16 protein-coding genes and 1 pseudogene are annotated in these 16,210 nt (G+C 65.4%); 3 read left to right on the plus strand and 14 right to left on the minus strand.

What is annotated here, in order from left to right; translation table 11 throughout:
• Positions 1-190 precede the first annotated feature (190 nt).
• Positions 191-929: pseudogene (locus ACOHX0_RS13185) on the minus strand (IS5 family transposase); the annotation flags it as partial.
• Positions 930-1,039: 110 nt separating this feature from the next.
• Between ACOHX0_RS13185 and ACOHX0_RS13190 the strand changes: the two are divergent.
• On the plus strand, positions 1,040-1,282 hold the full coding sequence (locus ACOHX0_RS13190; RefSeq protein ID WP_420677322.1) for a hypothetical protein: 243 nt from the start codon (positions 1,040-1,042) through the stop codon (positions 1,280-1,282).
• On the opposite strand, the gene ACOHX0_RS13195 is transcribed toward ACOHX0_RS13190, so the two are convergent.
• The 3 genes from ACOHX0_RS13195 to ACOHX0_RS13205 all read right to left on the minus strand — a co-directional run bounded on the left by ACOHX0_RS13195 (position 1,270) and on the right by ACOHX0_RS13205 (position 3,608).
• Positions 1,270-2,130 carry a 3-oxoadipate:acetyl-CoA acetyltransferase gene (locus ACOHX0_RS13195; RefSeq protein WP_420677323.1) on the minus strand — a complete coding sequence of 287 codons (861 nt, stop codon included), beginning with the start codon at positions 2,128-2,130 and terminating at the stop codon, positions 1,270-1,272. The genes ACOHX0_RS13190 and ACOHX0_RS13195 overlap by 13 nt on opposite strands.
• Before the next feature lie 243 nt (positions 2,131-2,373).
• On the minus strand, positions 2,374-3,231 hold the full coding sequence (locus ACOHX0_RS13200; protein ID WP_420677324.1) for an alpha/beta fold hydrolase: 858 nt from the start codon (positions 3,229-3,231) through the stop codon (positions 2,374-2,376).
• Entirely contained in the window at positions 3,228-3,608 is a 381-nt protein-coding gene (locus tag ACOHX0_RS13205; protein WP_420677326.1) for a hypothetical protein, read from the minus strand. Before ACOHX0_RS13205 ends, ACOHX0_RS13200 begins: the two co-directional genes overlap by 4 nt.
• Before the next feature lie 253 nt (positions 3,609-3,861).
• Here ACOHX0_RS13205 and ACOHX0_RS13210 point away from each other — a divergent pair, with 253 nt between their 5' ends.
• Both ACOHX0_RS13210 and ACOHX0_RS13215 read left to right on the plus strand, forming a co-directional pair.
• On the plus strand, positions 3,862-4,737 hold the full coding sequence (locus tag ACOHX0_RS13210) for a dioxygenase family protein (RefSeq protein ID WP_420677327.1): 876 nt from the start codon (positions 3,862-3,864) through the stop codon (positions 4,735-4,737).
• 90 nt (positions 4,738-4,827) lie between these two features.
• Complete coding sequence (locus ACOHX0_RS13215; protein ID WP_420677328.1) at positions 4,828-5,718, plus strand: LysR family transcriptional regulator; 891 nt, start codon at positions 4,828-4,830, stop codon at positions 5,716-5,718.
• Positions 5,719-5,765: 47 nt separating this feature from the next.
• Here the strand turns inward: ACOHX0_RS13215 and ACOHX0_RS13220 are convergent, their stop codons facing one another.
• The 10 genes from ACOHX0_RS13220 to benA form a co-directional block, all read right to left on the minus strand.
• The gene (locus ACOHX0_RS13220) at positions 5,766-7,694 is read right to left on the minus strand and encodes an FAD-binding monooxygenase (RefSeq protein ID WP_420677329.1); all 1,929 of its coding nucleotides are present in this window, start codon (positions 7,692-7,694) and stop codon (positions 5,766-5,768) included.
• A 50-nt stretch (positions 7,695-7,744) separates the two neighbouring features.
• Positions 7,745-8,449 carry an ABC transporter ATP-binding protein gene (locus ACOHX0_RS13225; protein WP_420677330.1) on the minus strand — a complete coding sequence of 235 codons (705 nt, stop codon included), beginning with the start codon at positions 8,447-8,449 and terminating at the stop codon, positions 7,745-7,747.
• Positions 8,442-9,185 carry an ABC transporter ATP-binding protein gene (locus ACOHX0_RS13230; RefSeq protein WP_420677331.1) on the minus strand — a complete coding sequence of 248 codons (744 nt, stop codon included), beginning with the start codon at positions 9,183-9,185 and terminating at the stop codon, positions 8,442-8,444. The genes ACOHX0_RS13225 and ACOHX0_RS13230 overlap by 8 nt, the downstream gene beginning before the upstream one ends.
• Positions 9,178-10,185 carry a branched-chain amino acid ABC transporter permease gene (locus ACOHX0_RS13235; protein WP_420677332.1) on the minus strand — a complete coding sequence of 336 codons (1,008 nt, stop codon included), beginning with the start codon at positions 10,183-10,185 and terminating at the stop codon, positions 9,178-9,180. Before ACOHX0_RS13235 ends, ACOHX0_RS13230 begins: the two co-directional genes overlap by 8 nt.
• A 4-nt stretch (positions 10,186-10,189) precedes the next feature.
• A complete protein-coding gene (locus ACOHX0_RS13240) occupies positions 10,190-11,059 on the minus strand; it encodes a branched-chain amino acid ABC transporter permease (protein WP_420677333.1) in 870 nt (289 codons plus the stop codon).
• Positions 11,060-11,117: 58 nt separating this feature from the next.
• The gene (locus tag ACOHX0_RS13245) at positions 11,118-12,293 is read right to left on the minus strand and encodes an ABC transporter substrate-binding protein (RefSeq protein WP_420677334.1); all 1,176 of its coding nucleotides are present in this window, start codon (positions 12,291-12,293) and stop codon (positions 11,118-11,120) included.
• A 78-nt stretch (positions 12,294-12,371) separates the two neighbouring features.
• Positions 12,372-13,151 (minus strand): benzoate diol dehydrogenase BenD, encoded by a 780-nt coding sequence (gene benD / locus ACOHX0_RS13250; protein WP_420677336.1) that lies wholly within the window; start codon positions 13,149-13,151, stop codon positions 12,372-12,374.
• Positions 13,148-14,170, minus strand: a complete 1,023-nt coding sequence (gene benC / locus ACOHX0_RS13255; protein ID WP_420677337.1) for a benzoate 1,2-dioxygenase electron transfer component BenC — start codon at positions 14,168-14,170, stop codon at positions 13,148-13,150. Before benC ends, benD begins: the two co-directional genes overlap by 4 nt.
• A 72-nt stretch (positions 14,171-14,242) precedes the next feature.
• Positions 14,243-14,770, minus strand: a complete 528-nt coding sequence (gene benB / locus ACOHX0_RS13260; protein ID WP_420677338.1) for a benzoate 1,2-dioxygenase small subunit — start codon at positions 14,768-14,770, stop codon at positions 14,243-14,245.
• Between the two features lie 12 nt (positions 14,771-14,782).
• On the minus strand, positions 14,783-16,171 hold the full coding sequence (gene benA, locus ACOHX0_RS13265; protein ID WP_420677339.1) for a benzoate 1,2-dioxygenase large subunit: 1,389 nt from the start codon (positions 16,169-16,171) through the stop codon (positions 14,783-14,785).
• Positions 16,172-16,210 lie beyond the last annotated feature (39 nt).

The raw sequence follows: 16,210 nt of genomic DNA on the forward strand, positions 1-16,210 counted from the left end.
GACAATTACTCTGGCCAACATGGTCTGCAACATGGGCCGATTGCGACGGCTTCTCAGCCGAACTGCGCCCGCCTAACGGCTCACGCCCCTCGAACCTACAGCGCTAAGCCAATCAGGCCGCAGTAGCAGCCCCCCAGGGCTGCTCATATTACCCCGCACATCAGAAAATCGCGGTTTTCGGAGGTGTCCAGTTCATCTTGCTCTCGACACGGCTCCGGCGATGGTATCCGCTCCATCGCCGCCAGAAGGCGCGGCCGAGGTGTCGCGAGGCACTGACCGCCCCGTTCCCGGCGATGGCTCCGGCACTTGCAGATTTCCAGGACTTGGCGTTCTTGCGCGGCGGGAGGACGGCATGAGCGCCGCGGGCCGCGATCGCGTCAAAGCATTTGCGCGTGCCGCAGGCCATCGGCGGTGATCGGTCCAATGCCCTGATCGGACGGGAGCTGGTTCAGCAGTCCGGGTAGCACGGGGGCAACACCGGCGGTGCTGGCGGTGACCTCGGCGGCGCGCACTTCCGGCGTTTCCGCGTCTGTGCCTATGTGTATCTCACGCCAGATGCGGCGTTTCGGGCCGCCGCGCTTGCCTGCGGTCCATTCCCCTTCGCCTTCGGCCTTGCTACCGGTGCTGCCGAGGAGGAGGGTCAGCGGGCCAGTGCCGCTGCGATAGGGCAGGCTCACGTCCAAGGTCTTCTGACGGCGGCACCGGGGGCTGAAATCCGGGACAGCCCAGTCCAACCCGGCCAACCGCAAAAGGCTCCGGACGAAACCCGCCGCCTGCCACAACGGCATACCAAACAGCACCTTCATCATCAGGCAGGTCTGGATCGCGGCGCCGCTGACCTGGCACTGGCGTCCACGCCTGCCGCCCGGCGGCTGCACCCGGATCATCTCCGGGTCAAATCAGATTGGCAGCAATCCGCGCTGTTTCAGCGCGTCATTGTAAGACGGTCAGTTCGTGGTCTTGTGCTTCGCAGGGACCCAACTGCTCTTGGCTTCCAGCTATCAGGCTGGATTCACGCAGTGAATCCCAAGCCGGATTTATGCAGCAAAGCCAGGGGGCGGATATCTTCGTCTTCTACGGCCACGCCATCAGCGGCGAAAAGCAATGGCGGGAGAAGATCGGAGATTTCGATACCGCCGAGGACAACATCGAGCTGACCGGCACCCAAGACACGGCCTTCGGCGAGTTGGAAATTTTCTACAATTCCGGCAGCGACGCGACCATCCTCAACTACGGCGAGGGGCCGATCGTCCCGGCGGCAGCTCTGCGTCAGGCCGCCTGATCCGCGCCCAGCCCCTTGGGCATGCTCAGCCCCAGGATGCGGCGCGCTTCGGCCCAGCTTGCGACGGGCCGGCCGTGGCGGCCGCAGATTTCCGCCACGCGGCCCACCAGCGCGGCGTTCGACGGCGCCAGCGTGTCGCGGCCGAGGCGGACGTTGTCTTCCAGACCGGTGCGGGCATGTCCGCCCGCGGCCACCGCCCATTCATTCAGGACAATCTGCCGGGCGCCGATCCCCGCCGCGCACCAGGGCGCCTCCGGGCCGAACAGGCGCTTTACGGTCTGCACATAGTAGTCGAACACGTGCTTGTCCGCGGGCATCGCGTTCTTCACCCCCATCACGAACTGGATATAGGGCGTGCCCGCCAGCTGGCCCTGGTCCGCCATTTCCTTGGCTTTCAGGATGTGGCTGAGGTCGAAAGCCTCGATTTCCGGCTTTACGCCATGCGCCAGCATTTCCGCCGCCAGCCAGTCCACAAGTTCCGGCGGGTTTTCGTACACGCGCGCCGGAAAATTGTTGGAGCCCACCGACAGCGACGCCATGTCCGGCTTCAGCGGCAGCATGCCGCCGCGTGTCTTGCCCGCGCCCGAGCGGCCGCCGGTGGAAAACTGCACGATCATGCCGGGGCAGTGTTTCTCGACGCCCTCTTTCAACGCCGCGAATTTTTCCGGATCCGACGACGGCGTCTCATCATCGTTGCGCACATGGGCATGAACGATGCTGGCGCCGGCCTCGAAGGCAGCGTGGGTGGAGTCGATCTGTTCCTGCACGGAGATCGGCACGGCGGGGTTGTTGGCTTTGCGGGGCAGGCTGCCCGTGATTGCCACACAGATGATGCAAGGTTTGGTCATGTCGTCCTTCAGGTTTCCCGGGTTATCAGCGCATCGGCAGGCGGCGGCCCGAAGGGGGGCTGAGCCACTGCGGCCTGTCCTCTCCCCCGCTGTTCCGGTTCCGGGGCTGCGCCGTGCAACCGCCGCATTTCACCCTCGGAGAAGAACATCCATTCGGCCTCATCCCTTGTCCGGCGGGTGCAGCCCGGACATGGAGTATCGAAATTCTTGCACATGAGGTCTCCTCCCTGGGTGGTTCGAGGGTCAGGCGGCCTCCGGCGCGCGGGCTGGCATCTTCTCCAGCGCCGCCGCAAAGTACGGCCGGAAGCCTACGGGGTGTTCGCTCATCGGGAAGTGGCCCAGCTCGTCCATAATGGCGAGCGTCGCGCCCGGGATCGCCTCGGCCGTGCGCCGCGCGTCTTCCGGCGTGCAGGTGAGGTCATAGGCCCCCGCGATGATATGCACCGGCGTCCTGGCGGTATTGATCGACGGCAAGCGCGCAATCAGGCTTTCATCTCTGGTGTAGAAGGAGAGGTCGCCGCGGAACACGCCGGGGCCGCTCTGCATGAACATCCACAGCGTGTTCCAGCGTTCAGCATCCGGCGCAAAGGGAGAGATATTGGCGGACACCAGCGCCGCGCCCATTTCGCCGCCGTGCGCGTCCGGGCGATGGAACCAGTCGATCTCGTACCATGCGGGCTGGAAATCAGAAGCCTCGATGGCGATGAAACCGCTGAATTTCTCCGGGTGCAGCGCCGCGAGCTGCAGGGCGATACGCCCGCCCATGGAACAGCCCGCCAGCACCGGACGCACCAGCCCCAAGCCGTCGATCACCGCCAGCACCGTCTCGATATAGGCGTCGGTGGTCAGCAGGTATTCCTGCGTCTGGAACCCTTCGGGCGGCAGCGACTTGCCGTGCCATGGCATGTCAAAGGCGATCAGGCGGTTGCCTTTGGTGATACCCGCATCGTTCATGAGGTGGCGCCACTGGCGGGTATCCGCGCCGGCAGTGTGCAGGCACAGCACCGGGCGCCCCTGCCCTGCCTCTTCGAAATAGATCCGGCGCGGCGCGCCCTCGACGGTGACGGTCAGATACCGCCCGGTGATGGGATCGATGCTCATGCTGCCGCCTCCTTTTCCTGCCGCGGCAGGGCCAGCACTTCCTTGAAGAAGCGCAGGTTCTTGACGAGGGCGAGGATGTCGCCGTCGACCCGGCCGCGGCCAATCTTGACCAGACCGAAGATGTCGTGAAAGCCAGGCTTGGGACGCGGCTGCCAGAACTCCGCCAGCGCTCCAGCATCGGTGCGCAGCGCGAACCGCCAGGGCGTTTTCTTGCTCGGCCCCGGAGTTACGGAGACGAGCTGCCCCTTTTCGAAGATCAGGTAGATTTCACTGCCGTCGACCTCCACAAGCACGGTTTCCGAAAACAGCCGCCCCAGACGCAGCAGATGCGGCGTGCCGTTCAGCCGGTCCTGAATGGTTTTGAATGTGTCCAGCACCTTGGCCTCCTTCCTGCATGATTGCTTTGCCCCAGCTTCCATGGAGACGGCCGGTTCCGCCATGCCACGGCGGGTATTGCGTGATACTCTGGGACCGGCCCGCCAGGCTGTCGGCGCTCCGCCCGAGCGGGCGGGGTATCAGGCAATACCGGCAGCGGCATTGGTTTCACGGCGAATTCGCTGGAGGGTGAGGCTCAAGCGGGCGGAGCGCCGCCCCCGTCCAAGCCAGGAAAGCCAGTTGTGGAGGAAACCCATGGGCATCGTAAACGCAGACAACATCACCGAGGTGGTCATCGGCAGCCTCGGCAAGCACGGCGACATCACCGGCCGTGAACGCGAGATCATGATCTCGCTGATCAAACACCTGCACGGTTTCGTCAAAGACGTCAAATTGCAGCACAGCGAGTTTCTGGCGGCCTGCGGCTATCTCGCGCGGGCCGGTCAGCTCTGCGACGACAACCGGCAGGAATTCATCCTTCTGGGGGACATCCTGGGGGTCGAGGTGCTGGTCGACATGATGACCAACCCGGTCGAAGGCAACGAAAGCGAATCCACCGTGCTGGGGCCGTTCTACCGCGAAAACCCGCCGGTCCTGCCCAAGGGCGCATCGACCATCCAGAAGCACTTCGAAAACGAGGAAACCGCCTATTACGAAGGCTATATCCGGGACGAGAACGGCAACGGCATCGCCGGCGTGACGCTTGATGTCTGGGAGGACGCCCCCAACGGCGTCTACGAAAACCTCGACCCGGACCAGCCGGAGTACAACCTGCGCGGCCGCTTCGAGACCGACGAGAACGGCCACTATGCCTTTGTGGCGGTGCGCCCGGTGCCCTATCCGATCCCGGATGACGAGACCGCGGGCGAGCTTTTGCGCTTTATGGGCCACCACCCGAACCGCCCGGGCCACATGCACTTCATCATCTCCAGGGACGGCTACCGCCCGCTGATCAGCCAGATCTACGACGCCGACAGCGCCTGGCTGGAGGACGACAGCGTCTTTGCGGTGAAGAAAAGCCTGATCGGAAAGTTCAATCCGGCTCCCGAGGAACTGGGCACCGATCTGCACTTCGAGTTCGACTTCGTGCTGAAGGCCGCGGCCAGCGAAAGTCCCCTGGCAGCGGAGTGACCAGGGTTTCTTCCCCAACTTCGGCCCCCGCCTGACGGGGGCCTTTTTTCGTTCCCCGGAGCGTCTATAACTTCAAAGGGGAGGAAACCCATGAACTTCAAGCAGCTGACGTACTTCATCGCCGTCGCCGAAGAGTTGCATTTCGGGCGCGCGGCCGAACGGCTGGACATCGCTCAGCCGCCGCTGAGCCGCCAGATCAAGCAGCTCGAGGAGGAGCTGGGTGCCATCCTGTTCAACCGCGGCCGCAGCGCGACCAGCCTGACGCAGGCCGGGGAGCGCCTGTTGGAGCGCGGCAAATCCATCCTCACCCAGCTCGAGGACACCAAGCTGGAAGTCCGCAGGCTTGGCCAGGGAGCCGAGGGGCGGCTGCGCATCGGCTTTGTCGGTTCGGCGACCTTCGGCATCCTGCCCAACATCATCAAGTCATGCCGTGCCAATTACCCGGAGGTGAACCTCAGCCTCACCCCAATGAACAATGCCCAGCTGCACCGGGCGCTGGTGGCCCGCGAGTTGGACGTGGCCTTTGCCCGCCCGGCGCTGAAGGATCCGGAGTTCCAGACCAGGGAGCTGATGGAGGAGCGGCTGATCCTCGCGCTGCCGGACGCAGTCGACACGGGATCGCGCAGCGTCGCCCGGCTGGAACGCCTGGCCACCCACAACCTGATCCTCTACCCGGAACATCCGCGGCCAAGCTATGCCGATGTCGTCCTGACGGCTTGCGAAAATGCAGGCTTCGAGGTGCCGCTGCGGCTCTGGTGCATGGATCTCCATACCGCGCTGAGCCTTGTGTCGATAGGCGAAGGCGTCTGCATCGTCCCGGAGACGGTCGCTCTGGCGCCCCGCAAGGGGATCAAGTTCCTGAGGATATACCCGGAGATCGCGCGCACGGCCTTGTCGGTGAACTACCGGCTGGACGAACAGGGGGTGCATGTCCACAACTTCATCCGGCTTGCCCAACTCGTGGCCCGCAAGACGCTGTGACCGCCGGCCGGGGGCGCCCGGCGCCGGGGGGGAACCGCCCGGCCTGCTCAGTCCGGGGCCGCCTGGCGCAGGAACCCATCGAAAAAACGGCCAAGCGCGGCGCCGTCATCCAGCGCGAAGATCCCTGCCACGTGCTGATCTGGCCGGACCGCGATAACGCAGCCCTGCGCCCGGTCAATACCGCGGAGATCGAATATGTCCTCCGCCCCGCTCCCGGCACAGAAAACCTTTTCATAGTCGGTCAGCCCGTACCGCCCCTTGCGCGGCATCAGCAGCGGATGCAGGTTTTCCGCCTGCAGCACGTGGTGGTGCTCCTGGAACACCGCGCGCAGGTCAATGAGGCTGTCGATATCGGATCCGGGCGGCGTGAACCGGCGCAGCGGCGAGTCGGCGGCCTCCATCACGAAATCGCAGAACCCCGCCAGCCTCGGCGCCCGGCCGGCGGCATCCAGGCGGCCGGCAAAGGCAAACAGCCGCCAGCGGCCATCCGCCTTTACCACATGCCCCAGGTGCATCGGCTTGCCGTCGAAAAACCGGGTGACCGGCGCCGAATGGAAGCGGGCCCCCAGCTCGACCCCCTTGGCCAGCGCCCGATTTTCATCCCCGGCAGTGATGACTGAAGGGGCGTATTTCACCGCGACCCCGGCCGTGTAGCGCCCGTGCTCGATAAAGTATTTCTGAAACTCCGGCGTATCGCCGCCCGCCGCGTCCTGCTTGCGCTCGGACATGATGCGTGCCCAGTCCCGGTCGAAATCGATCAGGTCCTGCGCCACCGCCTGCCGTTCCGCGGAGTAGCTGTGCAACAGCTCCGGCCTTGCCTGTCCGCGCAGCACAGCCGCCAGCTTCCAGCCGAGATTGAACGCATCCCCCATCGAGACATTCATGCCCTGCCCCGCCTTGGGGCTGTGGGTGTGGCAGGCATCGCCGACTATGAACACATGGGGCAGCCGCTGCCGCTCTGCGTCTTCCGGCACATCGTCGAACTTGCGGCACAGGCGCTGACCGATTTCGTAGACGGACCACCAGGGGGTTTCCCTGACCTCAAAACTGTAGGGCGCAAAGATCCGCTTGGCCGCCGCGATCAAGTCCTCCAGCGTGATGTTGCGCTGCGCCACCCGCTCGTCTTCGGCCAGTTTGTCCATTTCGATGTACAGCCGCACCAGATAGCCGCCTTCGCGGGGGATGATCAGCAGCGTGCCCTCTTCGGCCGAGCGGACCAGCGACTTGAACCGGATGTCGGGGAAATCGGTTACCGCAAGCACGTCCATCACGCCCCAGGCATGGTTGGCCGCCTCACCCTCCAGCCCGCGCCCGATCGCCTTGCGCACCGCGCTGCGCGCGCCATCGCACCCGACGAGATAACGCGCCCGCACCACCTCCTGATGCACCGCCCCCGCCCCGGCGCTGCGTTCCAGCGTGACGGTCACGGGATGGCTGCCCGCACCGGGATCCACCTGCACGTCAACCAGCCGCCGCCCATAGTCCGGCCTCATCCGGGTGGGGGCGTTGCGCATCACTTCGAGGTACATTTCATGCACCCGCGCCTGGTTGAGGATCACATGCGGCATCTCGCTGAGGCCGTCCTCGACATCCCGGACCCGGCCGTTGCGGACGATCCCGCGGCGGCCTTCCGGATCCGGCACCCAAAAGGCCGCCTCGTTCACCCAATAGGCCTCGCGCATGACCTTCCCGGCAAAGCCGAAAGCGTTGAACATCTCCATCGACCGGCAGGACACCCCGTCAGCCTGACCCTTCTCCATCGGGCCCGGCTTCTGCTCGGCGATCCGGGTGGTGATTTCAGGAAAGGCCGCCAGCTGCGCCGCCAGGGTGAGCCCCGCCGGGCCGCATCCGGCGATGAGGACATCCACCTGCTGCGGCAGCCCGTCTGAGGCGTCCGCTTCCGCTTCCGCGGCGCCCGGCGCCGGGTCGAAAATATCCGGATCGCCCGGCCGGAACCCCTCAAGAAAATACTGCATATCTGGTGCTCCTTTCCGTTGGCCGGGCAATCCGGTGTGGCAGCTGTCTTTCACACACCCAGCCAGTCATGCTGAGCCTGCTCGTCGGTGCGGATCTCCTGCGCGGTGCCGGTCCAGACCACCTGCCCCTTGCTGACCACCACGGCATCATCCGCCAGCGAGGTGGCAAAGCCGAAGTTCTGCTCCACCAGGATCATCGGCAGGCCGGCTTCCTTCAGTTCATTCAGCTTATCATGGATCAGTTTCACGATGATCGGCGCCAGCCCTTCGGTAGGCTCGTCCAGGATCAGCAGCCGCGGGTTCATCAGAAGCGCCCGGGCAATCGCCAGCATCTGCTGCTCGCCGCCCGACAGCTCGGTGCCGCCATTGTCCAGCCGCTCCCCCAGCCGCGGGAACAGCTCCAGCACCCTCCCGACCGTCCAGCCGCCCTCCGCTGCCCGGCCGCCGAACCGCTTGGAGACCAGCTCCAGATTTTCGCGCACGCTGAGCGAGGGGAAAATGTCCCGTGTTTCCGGCACATAGGCGATGCCCGCCTTCGCCACGTCAAAGGGTTGCGCGGCAATCGGCTGCCCCTCGAAACGGATGTCCCCTGCCCGCCGCGGCAAGAGCCCCATGATGGTTTTCAGGGTGGTCGATTTCCCTGCCCCGTTGCGGCCCAAGACCGCCAGCACCCGGCCTTTCCGGGCCGTCAGGCTCATCCGGTGCAGCACCTGCGTCTCGCCATAGCCGGATTCAACAGCGTCCAGTTCAAGCATTTTCCCAGCTCCCCAGATAGATTTCCTTGAGCAGCGCCGATCCGCGCGCCGCTCCCGGCAGGCCGTTAAAGACCACCTCGCCATAGTTCAGCACCGTGATGCTGTCGGCCACGTCAAAAGCCAGGTCCATGTCATGTTCGATGATCAGCATGGTCAGATCGCGCGGCAGGTTGTTCAGCAGGCGGTGAAACCCCTTTGCCATCTCCGGCCCCACGCCGCTGGTGGGCTCGTCCATCAAAAGCACCAGCGGCCGGGTGGCCAGCGCCACGCCGACCTCCAGCTGGCGGCGCACGCCATAGCTGATGTCCGACACCCGCGCCTGCAGGCAGGGCACAAGACCCGTCTGCTCCGCCACCTCGGCCACGGTTTCGCGCACCTCGGGGCGGGCCAGGCTATCGGCCCGCAGCCGGGTTGCACAGCCGCAGCGGACCGCCGCGGCGAGGCCCAGGTTTTCCGCCACCGTCAGCCCGTCGAACAGCGTGTTCTTTTGATAGCTGCGCGACAGGCCCCGGCGGGCGCGCTGGGCCACGCCTAGGGGAGTCACATCGGTGCCATCCAGAAGGATCGCGCCGCTGTCGGGGGTCAGCTCTCCTGCCAACTGGTTGAACAGCGTGGTCTTGCCCGCGCCGTTGGGCCCCAGGATCACCCGGCGCTCGCCGCGCTCCAGCTTCAATGAGACGTCGCGGGTGACGTGAACCGCGCCAAATCTCTTGTCCAGGTTACGTGTCTCAAGCATCGTTCACGGCCTCCTCGGTCTGCGGTTTGCGGGCAGGCGCTGCCGGGCGGCGGCCGCCGCCCCATGCCTGCCATCTTGCTTCGAGCCAGCCGAAGATGCCGTTGGCCCGGCTCATTACCACCGCGATGAGCAGACCCCCGACGATCAAGTGCCAGTGGCTCGTGACGGCACTCAACTCGTGCTTCAGCACGACAAAGACGGCCGCCCCGGCGAGCGGTCCGATCAGAGTGCCCAGGCCTCCAAGGATCACCACCACCAGCGCCTCGCCGGAGACGGTCCAGCCCAGCAGGCCGGGCGAGATGTACATGATGTGCTGGGCCGCCAGCGCCCCGGCCAGCCCGGCAACCGCACCGGACAGGCCGAAGATATCCGCCTTCACGCGCCACACGGTGAGGCCCAGCGCGCGCATCCGCTGCTCGTTGTGCTTGATCCCGCAGAATGACCGGCCGAGGCCGGAGCGCAGGATCAACACCGCCGCGCCGTAGACCGCCGCCAGCACCGCCAGGCAGAACAGAGCGAACATGCGGCTGTCGTTGAGGTCGATGCCGATCGCGCTCAGATCCAGCCGGGAGATGCCGCCCAGCCCATCATCGCCGCCGAGGAAAGGCGCCTCGAAAACGTAGGAATAGGCCATCTGGCCGAAGGCCAGCGTCGCCATGATGAAGTAGATCCCGTGGCTGCGCGCACAGACCGCGCCGATCAGCCAGGCCGCCGCACCGCTCAGCGCCATTGCCCCGGCCATCGCCGCGGCAGGCGCCAGCCCGGCCTTGGCCGACAGGATCGCATAGGCGTAGGCACCCGCGCCCATCAGCGCGCCGTGGCAGAGCGACACCATGCCGCCGAAGCCCGCCACCATGTCCAGCGCCAGCACCAGGATGGCGAGGATCAGGATTTCGGTGAGGATCTCGAGGCCGAAATATTCCGCCGTGAGCGCCTGAAACAGGGCCGCACCGGCCAGCAGAGCCAAGGATGCATAGCGGAAGCGAGAATGCCGGAACATCAGCTTATCCTTTCGCGGGAAAGAGGCCCTGCGGACGGGTCACCAGGACCGCCGCCAGCAGCGCATAGATGAGAACGGAGGCGAGCTGCGGCGCCAGCACTGCGCCGAAGGTCTGCACGAAACCATAGATCAGCGAGCCGGCGATCGCGCCCTTGAGCGAACCCAGGCCGCCAATCACGATGACGATCAGCGTCGGGATCAGGATCTGCAGCCCCATGTCCGGCGTCACGCTGAGCAAAGGCGCGGCGACCACGCCGGCCAGCCCCGCCAGCGCGCAGCCGATGCAGAAGACGGCGAAGAACAACCGCTCGACGTTGATGCCGAGGCAGGCCGCCATTTCGTCATTGTCGACGCCTGCGCGGATCATCGCGCCGATCTGGGTGCGGCCGAGCACGAAGGCCAGCGCTGCAAAGATCGCGCCGCCCAGGGCGATGATGAACAGGCGGTAGGCCGGGTATTCGATGCCGAAGAGCGCGACACGCCCTTCGAGCAGCGCGGGCAGCTCGATCGCCAGCGCCAGGTCGCCCCAGAAGATCCGCGTCAGGTCCAGGAGCGCAAAGATCAGGCCGAATGTCACCAGCACCTGCGCCATCGGGCCGGATTTGCGCATCCGCTTGATCAGCCCGGAATAAAGCAGGATGCCCACCCCGGCGACTGCCACGGGGGCCAGAAAAAACCCCATCCAGTAGCCGCCCACCGCGGCCAGCGACGCGGCGAAGTAGGTCCCCAGGGCATAGAGCGAGCCATGCGCGAGATTGACGAAATTCATCAGCCCGAAAATGACCGTCAGGCCAATGGACAGAAGAAAGAGCAGCATCGAGAGCTGTAGCGCGTTGAGCGCCTGCAGCGCCCAGAAACCGGGATCGAGTGTCATTGTTTCGGCCTCCTCCGAAAGCAGGCCCGGCTGCCCGCGGGACAGCCGGGCGGAAGTGTCAGTTGGAAACGGGGTCCATCTCGCAGCCGTTGGCCGGGTCGGCCTCTGCCGGCAGTTCGGCCAGAACCTTTTGGGTCAGTCCCTCGGCGCCAGCAACGGTCTCGTAGACATAGACCGGCTGGATCACGTTGTTGGTCGCGGCATCGATGGCCAGCTTGCCGCGCGGCCCGTCAAAACTCACCTGCCGCAGCGCATTGGCCAGGTCCGCCCGGCCGCCGGCGCCGGTCTTTACCGCCTCGATCAGCGCCCGGCCGGCGTCATAGCCATGCACCGCATATTCCGATGGCACCCGGCCGGTGCGGGCGGTGAAGGCCTCGACAAAGGCCGCATTGGCGGCATTTTCGATGGTCGGCACATAATGCAGCGCGGTGATCACGCCCTCGGCTGCCGGCCCTTCGGCGTTGACATAAAGCGGCGAAGTCAGGAAACCGGAGCCATAAAGCGGCAGATCCGCCTTGAGCCCGAAGCTGTCATATTGTTTGACAAAGGAAATCGCTTCGCCGCCGGCATAGAACACGAACACCGCCTCGGCGCCGCTGGCCTTGGCCTGCGCCAGGTAGGGGCCGAAATCCTGGGTTTTCTGAAACGGCGTGAACTCCTGCCCCACGATCTCGCCGCCCGCGGCGGTGAAGGTCTCCACGAAGCCGCCGATCATCTGCCGGCCTGCCGCGTAATCCGGGGCCAAGGTATAGACCTTGCGGATACCCTGATCGTGCATCCACTGCCCCATCGGCCGGTTCACTTGGCCGTTGGAGAAGGACATGCGGGTAATGAAGGGGGAACAGTTGGCCCCGGTCGCCTCGTCATTGCCGGCATTGGCCACAATCAGCGGCACGCCGGCGCCATGCACCATGTCGCGCACCGCCCCCAGCACGCCCGAGCTGACGATGCCCGCCATCACGTCCACCTTGTCCTGCAGGATCAGCTTCTTGGCCTTGCCAAGCGCCACCGGCGGCTTCACCTCGGTATCCTCGCGGACAACTTCAAAGCTGGCGCCGGCCTCATCTCCGAACTGCTCCAGTGCCAAGCTGAAGCCTGCCTCGATATCGTTGCCAAGCGCTGCATAGACGCCGGAAAAGGGCAGCAGCAGGCCGACCTTGACGTTTTCCCCGGCCGTTGCAGGCACAGCAAGGCTGGTGGCGAGCCCGAGGGCCGCCAGGATTGCGCGTTTCATTTTTGAGTTCCTCCACTTAGTTCAGTCAGACCCCTCCTCAGGGTCTGGCCCGGGGCTGGCCCCGGGACAGGTCCGGGACTATCCCAGATCTCCTCCGCCCACCGGCACGGTGACGCCGGTGATGTAGGACGCATCGTCCGATGCCAGGAACAGGATCGGTCCTGCCTGCTCGTCAAGCGTGCCATAGCGTTTCATGAACGACGACTGCACCGTCTGGTCGACGATGGTCTGGTACCAATCCTCCCGCTGCTCCTCCTCAGCATTGGGATTGCGCGGCACCACGCGCGGCGGCGCCTCGGTGCCGCCCGGCGCGGCCGCGACCACGCGGATGCCGCGCTCGGCCACTTCCCAGGCAAGGCTCGCGGTGAGCGCATTCACCCCGCCCTTGGCCGCGGCGTAGGGCACACGGTTGAGGCCGCGGGTGGCGATCGACGAGACGTTGACGATCACGCCTGCGCCCTGCGGCAGCATCCGCCCGATGGCTGCGCGGCAGCAGTAGAGGGTGGGAAACAGCGACCGGCGCAGCTCGGCGCCGATCTGCTGCGGCTCGTAGCACTCAAAGGGCTTGGCCCAAATTGTGCCGCCGACGTTGTTGACCAGAATGTCGATGCGGCCCCATGTCTCCACCGCTGCCGCGATGGCCTGTTCGCAACCCTCCCAGGTCTCCAGATCCACGGACACCGCCTCGGCTGTGCCCCCGGCGTTGCGGATTGCTTCTACAACCTCGCCGCGGGCGGGCGAGCGGTCCACGACCATCACCCGCGCGCCTTCGGCGGCGGCGCGTTCCGCGACCCGGCGGCCGATCCCCTGCGCCGCGCCGGTCACCACCATCACCTTGTTTTCGAAACGGCGTGTCATGCGGCTTCGGCCTCCGCCTCGGTCGGGTTGAACTTCTCGAAATGGAAATGTGCGGGCGCGACGCCGAGCTTGCCGAAATGGCTCCGCACCGCCTCCACCATCGGCGGCGGGCCGCAGAGGTAGACGTCACAGTCGCCGCCGTTGAGCTCTTCGGCGGTCACGTGGTCGGTGACGAAGCCCTTGCGCTCATGCGTATCCTCTTCCGCCGCCAGAATGGTGATGACAGAGACATTGCCGATCTGCCCGGCGAGGGCCCGGACCCGCTCCAGCTCCACCAGGTCGGCGGCGCGGGTCACCGCGTAATAGAGTGTGACCGGCTGATCGCTGCCCTGCGCGGCGAGCTGCTCCAGCATCGACATGAAAGGCGCAAGGCCGGTGCCGCCTGCCAGCCACAGCTGCGGCCGCTCCATCGGGCGCAGGTAGAAGGCGCCCATCGGGCCGGTCAGGGTCAGCGCATCGCCGGGCCGCGCCTGCTCGCCAAGGTAGCTGCTCATCATCCCGCCTGGCAGGTTGCGGATCAGGAAGCTGGCCTCGCTGGCGCCAGGCGCCGACGAGAAGGAGTAGGAGCGGTGCGTGCCGGTGCCCGGCACGCTGAGGTTGACATACTGGCCGGGCAGAAAGCTCATCGGCCTGGCCAGCTTCACCCGCAGCCTGAAAGATGTCTCCGACAGGCGGTCCACGCCCAGCACCTCGCCCCCGACGGTTTCCGGCGCGGTCTTGCATACGGCAGAGGAGGCCGGCACCCGGATGACGCAGTCGCTTTCGGGCGTCATCTGGCAGGTCAGCACGTAGCCCTCTTCCGCCTCCTCCTCGGTCATCGCCTCGTCCATGTAGAACTCGAGGTCGTATTCCCCCTTTTCGGCGAAGCACTTGCAGGTGCCGCAAACGCCGTCGCGGCAGTCCATCGGGATGTTGATCTTTTGGCGGAAGGCCGCTTCGGTCACCTTCTCATCGTCGTCGCACTGGATGACTCGGGTCACGCCATCCTCGAAGTTCAGGGCAACATTGTAGGTCGTCATGGCAAACTCCTCCCTTGTCCGCGCACCCGGCCGGGGTGCGCGCAGGTCCGTTTCCGCAGGCCGGGGCCCGGGTCAGATGTGGTAGACATCGATCACGTGGTGGATCCGGTCGTTCTTCAGGATCACCTTCTTGGAGGTGATCAGCGGCTTCGCCCCGCCGGTGCTGACCGTGTAAAACGACGTGCCCCAGTGCTGATCCGTCTCGCCGTAGCGGTAGGACAGCGTGTGCCAGTTAAACCGCAGCCTGATCTCCGCCCCCTCCCGGCTCAGCACCTCGATGTTGGAGATGTTGTGCGAGGTGCGCGGTTCCGGCAGCGACGTGGCGGAGGAGCGGTCGGTCTTGATCCGGAACACCCGGTCCTCGATGCCCGCCCGGTCGGGATAGTACATCAGCGACATCTCGTTCTGCGGATCCTCGGTCAGCAGGTCCTCGTCATCCCAGGCCGGCATCCAGAACGGGCAGTCCTTGTGGTAAAACGTCAGCCAGGTGTCCCAGTCGCGGTCGTCCAGCGCGCGGGCTTCGGCAAAGAGGAAGGCCTGAATCTCGTCGAAGCTCAGCGCGGTGTCGGCGGCAGGGTTTTCAAGCGTGGCAATGCTCATGGTCGGTTCTCCTCACTCTGCCGCGACGGGCGTCGCGGGCGCGGTTTCGCGTTCCTTGGCGATGGCCTGGGCCATCCGTTCGGCCCATTGGGTGTGCTGGATCACGAACAGCCCCTCATCCTCAGTCCGGGCGCCGGACAGGATCGGGCTCACCCCCAGCGCCCTGGCATCCTCGTCCGGACCTTCGATCCACTGGCTGGCGCCGCGGGTCAGGTCGTTCCACTTGGCATGGGCCGCGCCGGCATAACCGCGCTGAGTGGCGCGGAATTCCTCGGTGTCATCCGGCGTCGCCATGCCGGAGGCGTTGAAGAAGTCCTCGTACTGGCGGATCCGGCGGGTGCGCGCTTCCTGGCTCTCCCCTTTCGGGGCGATGCAGTAGATGGTGACCTCGGTCTTATCCGGGCTGATCGGGCGGAACACGCGGATCTGCGAGCTGAACTGATCCATCAGGAAGACGTTCGGGTAGAGGCACAGGTTGCGCAGCACGCCCACCATCCATTCCGCCTTGGTCTTGCCGAACTTCGCGGTCCACTCCTCCAGCCGCGGGTAATTCGGCCGGTTGCTCGGGTCGTTCCATTCGGTCCACAGCAGCAGGTGGCCGTTCACGTAGGAATGGAAGCCGCCGCGCTGCTTGGCCCATTTCGAGGCGTCGGTTGCCTTGATGTTGTCGTCCTTGCCGTCTTCGGTGCGGTGCGCGGTGGTCGCCACGTAGTTCCAGTGCACGGAGGACACGTGATAGCCGTCGGCGCCGTTTTCGGCCTGCAGCTTCCAGTTGCCGTCATAGGTGTAGGTCGATGCGCCGCGCAGCACTTCCAGGCCGTCATCGGCCTGATCGACAATCATGTCGATCATGTGCCGCGCTTCGCCCAGGTAGTCCTCCAGCGGCTGCACATCTGCGTTGAGCGAGCCGAACAGGAACCCGCGGTAGTTCTCGAAGCGGGCAACCCGGGTAAGGTCGTGGCTGCCGTCCTTGTTGAACTGCTCCGGGTAGCCCGCGCCCTTGGGGTCCTTCACCTTCAGCAACTTGCCGGTGTTGGAGAAGGTCCACCCGTGGAACGGGCAGGTGAAAGTCTTCTGGTTCCGCTTCTTGAAGCGGCACAGCATCGCGCCCCGGTGCGAACAGGCGTTGACCAGCGCGTGCAGCCCGCCTTCCTTGTCGCGGGTGATCACCACCGGGGTGCGGCCCATGTGCAAGGTGAAGTAGTCGCCCGGCTCCGGGATCTGGCTTTCGTGCGCCATGTAGATCCAGTTGCCTTCGAAGATGTGCTTCATCTCCAGTTCAAACAGTTCCTCGTCCGTGAACATGTCGCGGCGCGCCCGGAAGATGCCATTTTCCGGATCATCCTGCACCATGCCGTCGAGACGGCCTTGCAGTTCATCGAGGTTGGATTGGGTGAACATAAGCGGGTCTCCTCCCTGGTGCCGCGGCGTTGTGCTGCC

Source organism: Cribrihabitans pelagius, assembly GCF_048820915.1.
Lineage (GTDB): Bacteria > Pseudomonadota > Alphaproteobacteria > Rhodobacterales > Rhodobacteraceae > Cribrihabitans_A > Cribrihabitans_A pelagius.

Bases quoted from the DNA above. Each gene is read 5' to 3' on its own strand.
- benB (WP_420677338.1), bottom strand. From the start codon at position 14,770: ATGAGCATTGCCACGCTTGAAAACCCTGCCGCCGACACCGCGCTGAGC.
- benC (WP_420677337.1), bottom strand. From the start codon at position 14,170: ATGACGACCTACAATGTTGCCCTGAACTTCGAGGATGGCGTGACCCGA.
- ACOHX0_RS13245 (WP_420677334.1), bottom strand. From the start codon at position 12,293: ATGAAACGCGCAATCCTGGCGGCCCTCGGGCTCGCCACCAGCCTTGCT.
- ACOHX0_RS13230 (WP_420677331.1), bottom strand. From the start codon at position 9,185: ATGCTTGAGACACGTAACCTGGACAAGAGATTTGGCGCGGTTCACGTC.
- benA (WP_420677339.1), bottom strand. From the start codon at position 16,171: ATGTTCACCCAATCCAACCTCGATGAACTGCAAGGCCGTCTCGACGGC.
- ACOHX0_RS13190 (WP_420677322.1), top strand. From the start codon at position 1,040: ATGCAGCAAAGCCAGGGGGCGGATATCTTCGTCTTCTACGGCCACGCC.
- benD (WP_420677336.1), bottom strand. From the start codon at position 13,151: ATGACACGCCGTTTCGAAAACAAGGTGATGGTGGTGACCGGCGCGGCG.
- ACOHX0_RS13220 (WP_420677329.1), bottom strand. From the start codon at position 7,694: ATGCAGTATTTTCTTGAGGGGTTCCGGCCGGGCGATCCGGATATTTTC.
- ACOHX0_RS13240 (WP_420677333.1), bottom strand. From the start codon at position 11,059: ATGACACTCGATCCCGGTTTCTGGGCGCTGCAGGCGCTCAACGCGCTA.
- ACOHX0_RS13200 (WP_420677324.1), bottom strand. From the start codon at position 3,231: ATGAGCATCGATCCCATCACCGGGCGGTATCTGACCGTCACCGTCGAG.
- ACOHX0_RS13225 (WP_420677330.1), bottom strand. From the start codon at position 8,449: ATGCTTGAACTGGACGCTGTTGAATCCGGCTATGGCGAGACGCAGGTG.
- ACOHX0_RS13215 (WP_420677328.1), top strand. From the start codon at position 4,828: ATGAACTTCAAGCAGCTGACGTACTTCATCGCCGTCGCCGAAGAGTTG.
- ACOHX0_RS13210 (WP_420677327.1), top strand. From the start codon at position 3,862: ATGGGCATCGTAAACGCAGACAACATCACCGAGGTGGTCATCGGCAGC.
- ACOHX0_RS13195 (WP_420677323.1), bottom strand. From the start codon at position 2,130: ATGACCAAACCTTGCATCATCTGTGTGGCAATCACGGGCAGCCTGCCC.
- ACOHX0_RS13235 (WP_420677332.1), bottom strand. From the start codon at position 10,185: ATGTTCCGGCATTCTCGCTTCCGCTATGCATCCTTGGCTCTGCTGGCC.